The sequence below is a fragment of the Micromonospora sp. NPDC047548 genome, assembly GCF_040642975.1.
Lineage (GTDB): Bacteria > Actinomycetota > Actinomycetes > Mycobacteriales > Micromonosporaceae > Micromonospora.
Map to the genome: position 1 here is coordinate 1 of NZ_JBEYTI010000022.1, position 11,829 is coordinate 11,829.

Genomic DNA, 11,829 nt, shown 5'->3' on the forward strand with positions numbered 1-11,829 from the left:
GTCTTCAGCCAACGCCCCTCGTGGTGGTTTGAAGCCTGCTTCCGCAAGCCGGCTCCGGAGGGCCAAACAACCTCCATCTCCCATACAGCACCGCACTCCACGAGGCCGCCATCCATGTTCGCCTCGCATTCCGCGTTCGTGTTCGCAAGAGGTGATCTCAGTAAGGAATGCGATCTGATTCGGGACGACACGGGCATCTCGTCCAGTTCGGACGGTGCTGCAAGAGGGCGTGGGGTCCTCGCTAAGCAGTTCTCACCACAAGATCGCCCACCATGGTGAGGGCCCCACGTGATCGCCTATCGTGCCATGCTCGACGTCCCCAGGGAACTTGTGCGCCACCTCGCGGACCTGCTCGCCGCAGAACGACGCGCCCTCGGCACCCGGAAGAAGACCAGGGCGTTGACCTGCTGGTATCACGCCCTGCTGGTGCTGGTCTGGTACCGCAAGGGCGAAGACCTGACCCTGCTCGCCGCCGGGTTCGGGGTGTCACGGGCCACCGCCTACCACTACCGCGACGAGGCCACCCGCGTGCTCGCCGCGACCGCACCGGACCTGCACGATGCTCTACGGCGGGTCGCCGACGAAGGCTGGCCCCACGTGATCCTCGACGGGAAAGTCTTCACCACAGACCGCTGCGCGCAGACGACGACCAGCGCATAAAGCGCGACCAACTCTGAATCAAATCGGTTGAGTTCATCGCGCAGTCGCGCGAGATCGACATATCGTTCCAAGGTGAGGCGAAGTGCGGTGAGTTCGTTTATCACGACATCGTCGTCGCGCACTTGGATCGCCTTGCTGACCTCCTTAATGAGTCGCTTAATATCCTGCTTGCAGCGATAGGAAAATTCTGGCGACGTCACAAGTTGCTGGACTTTTCCGGCGAGGTCATCTTGATAGATATTTTCGAATCAAGGCTCAGCAAACTGGCAGCAAGAGAGATGCTTCAGATGGTGATGACGACTTTCGCCCGCGCGTGTTCACCTTCGAGGTACCGGATGGCTTGGGGTACCTCGTGGAGTGGATAGGTCCGGTCGATGACCGGGGTAAGGCGGCCGGTCTCGGCGTGGGCGCGGAGCGTGTCGAGGTGTTGCCGGCTGGGTGCCGTCGTGAGTGTGATGATGCGGTGTCGGACGAAGGGCGCCAGCAGCCGCCCGCGCGCGATCAGCCAGACCGGTCCGATGAGGCTGCCGCCGCGGTACACGCCGCCGCCGGAGAGCACCAGCGTCCCGGTCGGGGTCAGCGCCCGCCGGAGCGCGGTGAGTGTGCGGTTGCCGACCAGGTCGAACACGACATCGTGGCGGCGCGTGTCGTGGGCGAAGTCTTCGCGGGTGTAGTCGACGACGTGGTCGGCGCCGAGGGAGCGGACCAGGTCGACGTTGCGGGTGCTGCACACCCCGGTCACGGTCGCGCCGAACGCCTTGGCAAGTTGAACCGCCAGGGTGCCGACGCCGCCGGAGGCGCCGTTGATGAGGACGCGGTCGCCGGGCTCGACCCGCCCGACGTCGCACAGTCCCATGTGTGCGGTGGTGCCGGCCAGCGGCAGGGCGGCCGCCTGCTGCGGCGTCAGGTTCGCCGGCTTTGGCGCGACCAAAGTCTCGGGCACGCATACGTATTCGGCGAACGCGCCGTTGGCGTCGCCGAGGTCACCGAAGACGGCGTCGCCCGGGCGCACCCGTCGGACGTGGGCGCCAACGGCCTCAACCCGGCCGGCGAAGTCGCGGCCACGGATGCGCGCCCGGGGCCTTGACCGACCCATGGCCAACCGCGCCATCCATGGGTCGCCACGCATGGCATGCCAGTCGTACGCGTTGAGCGCGGCGGCCTCGACCCGCACGAGCACCTCGTCGGCGGCAGGCACCGGTGCGTCTACGTGCGCGAGCGTGAGCGTCTCCGGCGGGCCGTATCGGTCTTGGACGATCGCTTTCATCTTTCCCTCCCCACCCTGTGTACGGCGTACACCTCATGGGGAACAAGGTAGGTGTACGCCGTACACCTGTCAAGAGGATTAGTGTTCAACCGCCGCCGGAAGACGAGGAGCGAGATGGCTGAGCAGGCTGACATGCTGCGCCGGACGCCGCTGAGCAGGGATCGGATCCTGCTTGCCGCGGTCGCGCTCGCCGACGAAGCCGGGATCGAATCCCTCAGCATGCGCAACCTCGCCCAGGATCTGGGCGTCGTGCCGATGGCCCTCTACAAGCACGTAGCCAACAAAGACGAACTGCTCGACGGCATGATCGACGTGGCCGTCGGCGAGATCGACCCGCCGGTGCCCGACGCCGACTGGAAGCACACCGTCCGCCGGCGCATCCTCTCGGCGCGGCAGGTGCTACGGCGCCACCCCTGGGCGCCGCTCGCGATCGAGTCGCGGAACATGGCGACGCCGGCCATCCTCACCTACCTCGACTCGATGGTCGGGACGTTCCGGGCCGGCGGGTTCTCCGCCGACCTCGCCCACCACGTGATGCACGCGATGGGCAGCCGGATCCTGGGCTTCAGCCAAGAACTGTTCGACGCCTCCCGACGCGCCGGCCGGTCCGGCACGACCAACCCCGATCCGCCGGCAGCCCTACCACCGGAGGTCGCCGCCCGGTTCCCGCACCTCGCGGAGATCGCCACGGCGGCATCCCACGACAACGAGTCGGTCGTGGGACAGGGCTGCGACGACCAGTTCGAGTTCGAGTTCGCGCTGGACCTGCTGCTGGACGGCATCGAACGGCTGCACCAGCAAGGTTGGACGTCGTCGCGCCGACCCCGGTGAGAGGGTCAGGACGAGGCATAGCGCACGGCCCGTCACGGTGCGTGCGCCGGATCGCGGCAGAGGTGCGCGCCCGCAACAGGCTGGCGGAACGTCTGCCGTGGCCGCACGTTCAGATCCGTGTTCGCGCCTGCTCGATGTGGCCCACGATGGCGTGAGCACCATGCGCGCTTGCGATGGCGTGCGCCTCGTCGAGTGTTGCGAGCGCCTCCGCGTGGCGGTCCTGGGCGGCGGCGATGTAGGCCAGCCCGATCATGTTGGAGGCCACGCCCGGCAGGGCCCCGACCTCCCGACGCAGCCGGGATGACTCCTCCAGCCGCTCGCGCGCCTCGTCCAGCCGGCCAGCCGCGTGCGCTGCGATGCCGCAGCGCCTCGGATCGGGTCGGCTTGTCGCCGGTCTGCGCCGCCAGCAGGCAGGACCGCTCATTAGACGGAGGCACTGCGCAAGCTCGGCGAAGCGTTCGGCTCCATCGATTGATGCCAGAAGCAGATGTCAGGCACCCGCCCGGCCGCCCAAGTCGCAAAGGCCGGGCGGGTTTCGCCCGGAAATTGATGGTGGGCGCGGCAGGTTTCGAACCTGCGACCCCTCGCTTGTAAGTTCGATGACCTTGCGTACAGCGAGGTTCGTCCGTGGACTCTTACCCTGGCCATCACGGCCTGCACGTCGACCCGGAACCGGGCCGAACGTTGGCGAACGAGACGACGGATGAGACGACATCATCCTTGGCCACACGTGGGGCATGGGCCGTCCGGCTCGCACAGCTAGTACAGCAGCCGCCGTTCGGGATCATGGGCGGACGGTGAAAGTGTGGGTTTGTGGTGGTGATCGTCAGGTGCGGGGCGGTGTTACCAGGCCGGTTTCGTACGCGATGATGACCAGGTGTACTCGGTCGCGGGCGTCGAGCTTGGCGAGTAGTCGTGTCACATAGGTCTTGGAGGTGGCGACGCTGATGGACATCGCGGCGGCGATTTCGCTGTTGGAGAGGCCGCGTCCGATGAGTGTCAGCACTTCGCGTTCCCGTTCGGTGATGCCGTTGACTACCGGCCGTGGTTGCGGCTTTGGTTCGGGTCGGCTGGCGAATTCCTGAATCAGGCGGCGGGTGACGCTGGGGGCGATGAGGGCGTCGCCGGCGGCGACGACGCGGATCGCGGTGAGGATGTCGTCGAGGGCCATGTCTTTGACGAGGAATCCGGATGCGCCGGCGCGCAGCGCGGCGTAGATGTACTCGTCGTGATCGAAGGTGGTCAGGACGACGATCCGCGGGGCGTCCGGCTGGCCGGTGATCGCGCGGGTGGCGTCGATGCCGTCGGTGCCGGGCATGCGGATGTCCATGACGACCACGTCGGGTTGCAGGTCGGTGGCGAGCTGGATGGCTTCTGCTCCGGTGCTGGCTTCGCCGGCGACGTCGAGGTCGGCGGCGTCGTTGATGACCATCCTGAGCGCGCTGCGGACGAGGGGTTGGTCGTCGGCGAGGACGACGCGGACGGTCATTGCGGCGCTGCCGGTACGGGTAGGCGGGCGATGACGTGGAAGCCGCCTTCGGGGCGGGGGCCGGCGTGAAAATGACCGTGTAGCAGTTGAACGCGTTCCCGCATGCCGGCGATGCCGTGTCCGGTGCCCGTGCGCTGGACGCGGCAGCGTCCGTCGTTGTCGATCGTGATGGCGAGCTCGTTGTCCCGCTGGTCGATGGTGACGCGACAGGTGGTGGTGGCGGCGTGGCGGATCACGTTGGTGATGGACTCCTGAATGATGCGGTACGCGGAGATGCCGATGTCGGTGGGCAGGGGCCGGTGGTCGCCGAGCCAGCGTAGCTGGACCTGAAGGCCGGCGGCGCTGGTCGCTTCGGCCAGTCGCTCGACGTCGGCCAGGCCAGGCGCCGGGCCGAACGACGCCCGGTGTTGAGCCGCGTCGGTGTCACGGAGGAGGCCGAGCATGCGCCGCAGTTCAGTAAGGGTCTGCCGGCTGGTGGTTTCGACGGCCGTCATCGCGGACCGTGCAGCGGACGGCTGGGTGTCGATGACCCGGCTGGCCGCGCCGGCTTGCAGGGCGATGATGCCGATGCTGTGTGCGACGCTGTCGTGCAGCTCGCGGGAGATCCGCAGACGCTCGGCGGTGACCGCTTGGGTGGTTGCCTGGGCGACCATTGCGTGGGCGTGTTCGCGGGCTTGCCGGATCGAGTTGCCGGCCAGCCAGGCGACGATCGCGCTGAGCGCGACAGCCAACTGGGTCGAGGTGCCGATCGGGTAGCCAAGCAGCACCCGCGCGACCGCGTAGCCGGCCAGCACTCCGACTCCCATGGTGATAGCCGCGATCGATGTCCGCCGGGCCTGGGTTGCGGCGATGAAACACAAGGCGACGTCGACGGCCAGGAACTGCAGGAATGCGATCTGGGTCGAGTTGAGCGCCATCGCTGCGGCGACCGACCCGGCCAGCAGCAGTACGACGGCCGGTAGCGGTCGGCGGCGCAGCAGGGCGCTGCCCGTCAGCGCCAGGGTGGTGGCCACCACCAGATAGGACCAGGATCGGGCCGTATGGTCCAACGGAGCCTGGAACGGGATGAACGGGACCTCCACCTCGCCCGGCAGCCGGACGAACATGACCAGCGAGTACGCCGTGGCGACACACCAGGTCAGTGCCGTCCAGACCTCCGGCGGCACGGCCTTGAGCAGCGGCAGCCTCGTGGCGGTGGACATGCGCCGATCGTAATCTCGCGTGTCTGCGCAGAGCGTCGGCCGTCGGTTGTACAACCACGGTCGACAGCCGACCGCCGCGATTGTCACCGCCGGTGCGATGCGGCCCGGGCCCGCCCTGCGGGAGCGTTGGCGGCGTGATCGAAGTCAACCAACTGACCAAGCGTTACCGAAAGGTCACGGCCGTCGACAGCCTGTCGTTCACGGTCCGCCCAGGACTGGTGACCGGGTTCCTCGGCCCGAACGGGGCCGGCAAGTCCACCACGCTACGCATGATCCTCGGCCTGACCGAGCCCACCAGCGGCACCGCCACGATCGACGGGTCCCGGTTCCGCGACCTGCCCCGGGGGCTGCGGCACGTCGGCGCGCTGCTCGACGCCGGCGACGTCCACGGCGGCCGCAGCGCCAGCGCCCATCTGTGGGCCCTGGCCCGCAGCAACGGCCTGCCGCGCCGGCGGGTCGACGAGGTTTTGGACCAGGTGGGGCTGGCCAGCGCGGCCGGCCGGCGCATCGGCGGGTTCTCCCTCGGCATGAAACAGCGGCTCGGCATCGCCACCGCCCTGCTCGGCGACCCGCCGGTGCTGCTGTTCGACGAGCCGATCAACGGCTTGGACCCCGAAGGCGTGCTGTGGGCACGTGGTCTGTTCCGGCGGCTGGCCGCCGAGGGGCGCACCGTGTTCGTCTCCAGCCATCTGATGAGCGAGATGCAGAACACCGCTGATGAGCTCATCGTCATCGGCCGGGGCAGGCTGATCGCCGCCCAGCCCCTGGCCGAGTTCGCTGCCCGCAGCACCAAGCAACAGGTCACCGTGCGTACCCCCGACGCTACGGCGCTGGCGGCTCTGCTGACCGCCGAGGGCGCCACGGTCACCGCACACGACGACGGTGGTTGCACCGTGACCGGGCTGACCGCGGCCCGTATCGGCGAGCTCGCCTTCGACCACCGGATCCTGCTGCACGAAGTCACCACCCAAACCGCCTCCCTGGAAGAAGCGTTCATGGAACTGACCGCCGACAGCGTCGAGTACCTCGCCGGAGACCAGCGATGACCGCCACCCGGACCCGCGCCCGGTTCCGCGACCTGGTCGCCGCCGAGTGGATCAAGTTGTGGTCGCTGCGCTCCACCTACGGTGTACTCGCGGTCGGCGCGCTGATCTGCGTGGGGATCACCGCGAACTCGGCTCGCTCCAACGTCGCCCTCATCGCCAGAAGCGCTTCACCGTTGCAGCGCCTCGGCATTGACCCGATGATCGCCGCCTCCATGCAGGAGGCGTTTCAGATCCTCGGGGTCGTCGCGGGCAGCGTGGGCGCCATCATGATCTTCGGCGAGTACACGAGTGGGCTGATCCGGACGACGTTCACCGCCGTGCCGGCCCGCCGGTCGGTGGTGCTGGCCAAGGTCGTCGTCATGACCGCGGTCATGGTGGCCTTCGGGGGGCTCGTGTCGGCGGCGTCGTTCGGCCTCACCCAGGCGATCTACCACCAAGAACACATCGGTCTGTCGATCACCGCACCCGGCGCGTTCCGGGCGGCCGCTGCGTCCGCGCTGCTCGCCCCGGTGTGCGCCCTGGTCGGCATGGCGCTCGGTGCGGTCATCCGGCACGCCGCTGGCACGATCGTCGCCGCGATCGGCGTGCTGGTGTTGGCACCGGGGCTGTTCCAGGGCGAGACGTACCGCTGGGTCAAGGAGATCGGAAACGCCATGGTCTACCCCGCGTGGGCGGCCCTGGTGAAGAACCCGGCGTTTCAGGTCCCGACCGTCCCGGGGCGGCCGAGCCCCGGTGGTGCCACGGAGAAGTACCCGGTGACGATCACCGAGGCGTGGATCGTGTTCGCGGCCTGGGCGATCGCGGCCGTCGTCATCGCGGTTACCACGGTGGACCGCCGTGAGGTCTGACCACGGCGGCGCCACACGCCGCAGCCGCTTCGTCCGCGCCGGCGCCGTCGTTGTCCTGCTCGTTGCCGGATTGGCGACAGGCGTCGGAACGGCCAGCGGTCAGACGACCGACAGCCGTCTGACGTACACAGCCAGGACCAGCCGTACCTCGTACGGCGTGCCGCACATCATCGCGGCGAACTTCGCCAGCCTGGGCTTCGGCGCAGGCTATGCGCAGGCCGAAGACAACATCTGCCTGATCGCCGAGAAGGCCGCCATGGTCGACGCGACACGGTCGCGGTACTTCGGCGCCGACGAGGAGAACCTCCGCAGTGACGTGTTCTTCCAGAAGGCGAAACTGGACCGGGTGGTCGAGCGCCTGCTTGCCGGTACACCCAACGGCGTGGACGCGCCGTCGCAGGAGGCCCGTGATCTCGTGCGCGGGTTCGCCGCCGGCTACAACGACTACCTGTCCAAGACCGGGGTCGCGAACCTGACCGACCCGCAATGCCGCGGCAAGCTCTGGGTACGCCCGCTCAACGAACTCGACCTCTGGCGTACCACGTGGGCGACCATGATCAGCAGCGGCTCCCTCGCCGCGCTCGACGCCATTGTCGACGCGGCTCCGCCGCCGGCGGGCGCGAGCGACCGGGCGCCGCGGAGCGGAACGGACGTCGCGGACGTGGTCGAGAAGGCGATGGGCCGCAACGAGGCCAACGGGCTGGGCAGCAACGCCTACGGGCTGGGCCGAGAGGCGACCGGGAACCGCGCCGGGATGCTGCTGGCCAACCCACACTTCCCCTGGGACGGCCCGGACCGGTTCTACCGCATGCACCTGAGAATCCCCGGGGTGTACGACGTGGAAGGAGCGTCACTCGTCGGCGATCCCATCATCCAGATCGGCCACAACGCCTCCCTGGGCTGGACCCACACCACCTCCACCGCCTGGCGGCACGTTTTCCACGAGCTGACCCTGGTACCCGGCGACCCCACGTCGTACTACTACGACGGCCGCCCCCGGAAGATGACCCAACGCACCGTCACGGTCCAGGCGCCGACGACGACCGGCGGCCTCGGGCCCGTCACCCGGACCATGTACGACACGCTGTACGGACCCGTCGTCGTCTACTCCGGCGAGCTCCCATGGACCACCACGACGGCGTACGCGATGACCGACATCAACGCCGACAACCTTCGGGCGCTGGACGGATGGCTGCAGATGGGTCGTGCCCGTACGGTGCGCGACCTGAAGACCGTGCTCGACCGGTACCAGTTCGTTCCGTGGAACAACACCGTCGCCGCCGACGCAAACGGCGAGGCGCTGTACGGTGACCACTCGGTCGTCCCACGGGTCACCGACACCCTCACAGCCACATGCATCCCCACGCCGTTCAAGGAGATGTACAAGGTCACCGGCCTCGCGGTCCTCGACGGGTCGACCTCGAAATGCGCGCTGGGCGCCGACCCGGACGCCGCCGTGCCCGGCATCCTCGGCCCGGCACACCTACCGGTGCTGATCCGCACCGACTACGTGGCCAACTCCAACAACAGCCACTGGCTGGCCAACCCGGCACAACCCCTGACCGGCTACCCGCGCATCATCGGCAGCGAACAGACGGAGCGCAGCCTGCGAACCCGGCTCGGCGTGCTCCAGGTACAGCAGCGGCTCACCGGTAGCGACGGGCTGCCCGGCACCACGTTCACCACCGAAAACCTCTGGCAGGTCGCGTTCGGCAACCGGGTCTACGCGGGCGAACTCGTCCGCGACGACCTGGTCGCCCTGTGCACGGCCAACCCCACCGCCACGGCATCCAACGGCGCCACCGTCGACCTCACCGAAGCCTGTGCGGCACTGCGTACCTGGAACCTGCGCGTCGACCTGGACAGCCGCGGTGCCCACCTGTTCAACGAGTTCGCGCGCGGCCCCATCCCGTTCCAGGACCCGTTCGTAGTGACCGATCCCGTCAACACACCACGCGTCCTTGCCAAGGGCAACCCCAGAGTGCTCACCGCGTTGGCCGACGCCGTGCAACGGCTGGCTGGCATCCCACTCGACGCCCCGCTCGGCGCGATACAGACGGAGCCGTGCGGCGCCGAACGGATCCCTATCCACGGCGGCCCAGGCAGCGCCGGAGCCTTCAACGTGATCAGCAGTACGCTCGAACCCGGCGTCGGCTACCCGAAAGTCCAACACGGCACGTCGTTCGTCATGGCCGTCGAGTTCGGCGCGAACGGACCGGCCGGACGCCAGATCCTCGCATACTCCCAGTCGGCCAACCCCAACTCGCCGCACTACGCGGACCAGACCCGGCTGTACTCCCAGAAGGGCTGGGACACCATCAAATATACAGACACGCAAATCTCCGCCGACCCGCACCTACGCACCTACACGGTACGGAGGCCGTAAGTATTCGGTGGATCATGGCTGGAGTCCGGGGTTGAGGCGGCGTGTGTAGTGGGATCGTCGGGCTCGGGCTTGATGTCGGCGGCGGAATTGTGACCAGTGCAAACGGTGGGCGAGGTCGCTGATCGGGCGGATGATGAAGATGTTGATCAGGCGGCGGACTTCGTTGACCGTGAGCTTGATCAGCCCGGTATGCCGAAGGCCGTCGTCGGCTTCGCCGGTGGCGGCGTCGGCGGCGCCGATCGCCAGGACGGCGATCCCGGTCAGGGTGCCGGCGGCCTCGCGCAGCTTCCGCGCCGCGAGGAGGATCTTCTCTGCGCGACCTGGCCGGTGCCGACGCCGGAGGGTCGCGGCGCTCGGCTGCACAAAACCGAAGAGTGCCCGCCCAACTGTCGACGGCACCAGCTTGCGTGTCCCCCGCCATGCCCGCCCACCTGCCAGCGGCACGCAAGCAAGTGCCCAAAGCGCCACGGCGGCGGACTGCGAGAGGTGGACGTGAAGTCGCGTGCCGGCCGCCGCGCCGTCGAAACTCCGGCCCGCTGGTTGAGGCGTTGAAGCAGCACCGCATGGCTCAAGAGAAAGAGCAGGAGACGGCGGCGCAACTCTGGCGAGAAGGCGATTGGGTATTCACTCAGCCGGACGGCAAGCCGCTCGACCCACGAGCCGACCACGACGCATGGGAGGCCCTACTGAAGGAAGCGAACGTACGCGACGCTCGGCACACGGCAGCGACCATGCTCCTAGTCCTCGGCCTGCCCACCCGCGCCGTCATGGAGGTGATGGGCTGGTCTCAAATGGCCATGACGACGAGGTATCAGCACCTCGCGCCACAACTCATCGACGGCATCGCCGGACAGGTAGCCGGGCTGCTCTGGAAGGCCGACTGAGACGACAACTGAGCCGGAACGGGCCGCCGGATTACCGGCGGCCCGTTTCCGTTGCTGGTCAGAGTGTGGGCGCGGCAGGTTTCGAACCTGCGACCCCTCGCTTGTAAGGCGAGTGCTCTCCCACTGAGCTACGCGCCCGGAACGCCCGTGCGGCGGGCCGGAGAGTGGCAAGCTTACCTGCCGACCTCCGGCCCGGTCGAACGGTGTGCCCCGGTCAGGGACGTCAGGCGGCGACGGCCTCCGCGAGGGCCTTGCGCCAGCCCTCCTGGTCGCGCGCCTCGCCCGGCATGTTCATCTCGGCGAACCGGACGACGCCGGCCTTGTCGATGACGAAGGTGCCCCGGTTGGCGATGCCCGCGACGTCGTTGAAGACGCCGTACGCCTGGGCGACCGCCCCGTGCGGCCAGAAGTCGGCCAGCAGCGGGAACTGGTAGCCCTCCTTCTCGGCCCAGATCTTGTGGCTGTAGACCGAGTCGACGCTGACGGTGAGCACCTGGACGTCGTCGTTGACGTACTCGTTGAGGTTGTCCCGCACCTCGCAGAGCTCGCCCTGGCAGATGCCGGTGAAGGCGAGCGGGTAGAAGACCAGCAGCACGGTGCGCCTGCCCCGGAAGTCCGAGAGCCGGACCTCCTGGTTGTTCTGGTCCTTGAGCACGAAGTCCGGCGCCTCGGCGCCAACCTCGATCGGCATGCGAGCTCCTTGGGTTGAGTCTGGAGGTGACGACAGCCTGCCACACCCGGCGGCGGCCGCCGCCGGGTCATGGGCCGCCGGCTACTTCTTGCCCTTGGAGCCGCGGCGCAGCACCAGGCGGGCGCCGCTCCAGTCCCGGCCGGCGTTGATCGTCGAAGTCTGCTGGAGTCCGGCGGTCTGCGCCGACTCGGCGACCTCGCTCGGCTCGACGTGCCCGTCACGCCCGGCCTTCGGGGTCAGCAGCCACACGACTCCGGCGTCGGCCAGCGGGCCGAGGGCGTCGACAAGGAGTTCGAAGAGGTCACCATCGCCGTCGCGGTACCAGACCAGCACGGCGTCGACCACCTCGTCGGTGTCCTCGTCGACCAGATCTCCACAGCAGTCGGTCAGGGCGTCGCGGAGATCCTGGTCGACGTCGTCGTCGTACCCCATCTCCATGACGACCATCCCCGGTTCGATCCCGAACCGGTCCGCCAGGCTGCGTACCCCGTCGGCGGCCTGACCTGCGGTCGCGCTCACTGTCGC

The 11,829-nt window shown here is 68.4% G+C and carries 13 protein-coding genes and 1 tRNA gene; 6 read left to right on the forward strand and 8 right to left on the reverse strand.

Annotated elements, in window-relative coordinates:
- The first annotated feature begins 288 nt into the window (after positions 1-288).
- A complete protein-coding gene (locus ABZ807_RS21230; protein WP_357160496.1) occupies positions 289-660 on the forward strand; it encodes a transposase family protein in 372 nt (123 codons plus the stop codon).
- A gap of 283 nt (positions 661-943) precedes the next feature.
- Here the strand turns inward: ABZ807_RS21230 and ABZ807_RS21235 are convergent, their stop codons facing one another.
- The gene (locus tag ABZ807_RS21235) at positions 944-1,927 is read right to left on the reverse strand and encodes an NAD(P)-dependent alcohol dehydrogenase (protein WP_357160499.1); all 984 of its coding nucleotides are present in this window, start codon (positions 1,925-1,927) and stop codon (positions 944-946) included.
- A 114-nt stretch (positions 1,928-2,041) separates the two neighbouring features.
- On the opposite strand from ABZ807_RS21235, the gene ABZ807_RS21240 reads away from it, so the two are divergent.
- Positions 2,042-2,758 carry a TetR/AcrR family transcriptional regulator C-terminal domain-containing protein gene (locus tag ABZ807_RS21240; protein WP_357160502.1) on the forward strand — a complete coding sequence of 239 codons (717 nt, stop codon included), beginning with the start codon at positions 2,042-2,044 and terminating at the stop codon, positions 2,756-2,758.
- A 109-nt stretch (positions 2,759-2,867) separates the two neighbouring features.
- Here the strand turns inward: ABZ807_RS21240 and ABZ807_RS21245 are convergent, their stop codons facing one another.
- From ABZ807_RS21245 to ABZ807_RS21255, 3 genes are all read right to left on the reverse strand, one after another.
- Positions 2,868-3,182, reverse strand: a complete 315-nt coding sequence (locus tag ABZ807_RS21245; RefSeq protein WP_357160505.1) for a tetratricopeptide repeat protein — start codon at positions 3,180-3,182, stop codon at positions 2,868-2,870.
- A gap of 402 nt (positions 3,183-3,584) precedes the next feature.
- Positions 3,585-4,247, reverse strand: a complete 663-nt coding sequence (locus tag ABZ807_RS21250; RefSeq protein ID WP_357160508.1) for a response regulator transcription factor — start codon at positions 4,245-4,247, stop codon at positions 3,585-3,587.
- Positions 4,244-5,449, reverse strand: coding sequence for a sensor histidine kinase (locus ABZ807_RS21255; RefSeq protein WP_357160511.1), 1,206 nt, complete (start codon positions 5,447-5,449; stop codon positions 4,244-4,246). The genes ABZ807_RS21250 and ABZ807_RS21255 overlap by 4 nt, the downstream gene beginning before the upstream one ends.
- Positions 5,450-5,583: 134 nt before the next feature.
- Here ABZ807_RS21255 and ABZ807_RS21260 point away from each other — a divergent pair, with 134 nt between their 5' ends.
- The 3 genes from ABZ807_RS21260 (at position 5,584) to ABZ807_RS21270 (ending at position 9,729) form a co-directional block, all read left to right on the forward strand.
- Positions 5,584-6,495, forward strand: a complete 912-nt coding sequence (locus tag ABZ807_RS21260) for an ATP-binding cassette domain-containing protein (protein ID WP_357160514.1) — start codon at positions 5,584-5,586, stop codon at positions 6,493-6,495.
- Positions 6,492-7,343 (forward strand): hypothetical protein, encoded by an 852-nt coding sequence (locus tag ABZ807_RS21265; protein WP_357160517.1) that lies wholly within the window; start codon positions 6,492-6,494, stop codon positions 7,341-7,343. The genes ABZ807_RS21260 and ABZ807_RS21265 overlap by 4 nt, the downstream gene beginning before the upstream one ends.
- Before the next feature lie 70 nt (positions 7,344-7,413).
- Positions 7,414-9,729, forward strand: a complete 2,316-nt coding sequence (locus ABZ807_RS21270; protein ID WP_357160773.1) for an acylase — start codon at positions 7,414-7,416, stop codon at positions 9,727-9,729.
- Positions 9,730-9,741: 12 nt separating this feature from the next.
- Here ABZ807_RS21270 and ABZ807_RS21275 read toward each other — a convergent pair whose 3' ends face one another.
- Positions 9,742-10,092, reverse strand: a complete 351-nt coding sequence (locus ABZ807_RS21275) for a hypothetical protein (protein ID WP_357160520.1) — start codon at positions 10,090-10,092, stop codon at positions 9,742-9,744.
- A gap of 200 nt (positions 10,093-10,292) precedes the next feature.
- On the opposite strand from ABZ807_RS21275, the gene ABZ807_RS21280 reads away from it, so the two are divergent.
- A complete protein-coding gene (locus ABZ807_RS21280) occupies positions 10,293-10,613 on the forward strand; it encodes a tyrosine-type recombinase/integrase (protein ID WP_357160523.1) in 321 nt (106 codons plus the stop codon).
- A gap of 66 nt (positions 10,614-10,679) precedes the next feature.
- Here ABZ807_RS21280 and ABZ807_RS21285 read toward each other — a convergent pair.
- The 3 genes from ABZ807_RS21285 to ABZ807_RS21295 all read right to left on the reverse strand — a co-directional run bounded on the left by ABZ807_RS21285 (position 10,680) and on the right by ABZ807_RS21295 (position 11,823).
- Positions 10,680-10,751 (reverse strand) — tRNA-Val (locus ABZ807_RS21285).
- Between the two features lie 85 nt (positions 10,752-10,836).
- Entirely contained in the window at positions 10,837-11,304 is a 468-nt protein-coding gene (locus tag ABZ807_RS21290; protein WP_357160526.1) for a peroxiredoxin, read from the reverse strand.
- A gap of 81 nt (positions 11,305-11,385) precedes the next feature.
- The gene (locus tag ABZ807_RS21295) at positions 11,386-11,823 is read right to left on the reverse strand and encodes a DUF3052 domain-containing protein (protein ID WP_357160529.1); all 438 of its coding nucleotides are present in this window, start codon (positions 11,821-11,823) and stop codon (positions 11,386-11,388) included.
- Between the last annotated feature and the right edge of the window lie 6 nt (positions 11,824-11,829).

What these genes read in the sequence shown, in the direction of transcription:
- ABZ807_RS21245 (WP_357160505.1), bottom strand. Translation starts at nt 3,182, where the DNA reads ATGAGCGGTCCTGCCTGCTGGCGGCGCAGACCGGCGACAAGCCGACCC.
- ABZ807_RS21235 (WP_357160499.1), bottom strand. Translation starts at nt 1,927, where the DNA reads ATGAAAGCGATCGTCCAAGACCGATACGGCCCGCCGGAGACGCTCACG.
- ABZ807_RS21280 (WP_357160523.1), top strand. Translation starts at nt 10,293, where the DNA reads ATGGCTCAAGAGAAAGAGCAGGAGACGGCGGCGCAACTCTGGCGAGAA.
- ABZ807_RS21265 (WP_357160517.1), top strand. Translation starts at nt 6,492, where the DNA reads ATGACCGCCACCCGGACCCGCGCCCGGTTCCGCGACCTGGTCGCCGCC.
- ABZ807_RS21255 (WP_357160511.1), bottom strand. Translation starts at nt 5,449, where the DNA reads ATGTCCACCGCCACGAGGCTGCCGCTGCTCAAGGCCGTGCCGCCGGAG.
- ABZ807_RS21240 (WP_357160502.1), top strand. Translation starts at nt 2,042, where the DNA reads ATGGCTGAGCAGGCTGACATGCTGCGCCGGACGCCGCTGAGCAGGGAT.
- ABZ807_RS21250 (WP_357160508.1), bottom strand. Translation starts at nt 4,247, where the DNA reads ATGACCGTCCGCGTCGTCCTCGCCGACGACCAACCCCTCGTCCGCAGC.
- ABZ807_RS21290 (WP_357160526.1), bottom strand. Translation starts at nt 11,304, where the DNA reads ATGCCGATCGAGGTTGGCGCCGAGGCGCCGGACTTCGTGCTCAAGGAC.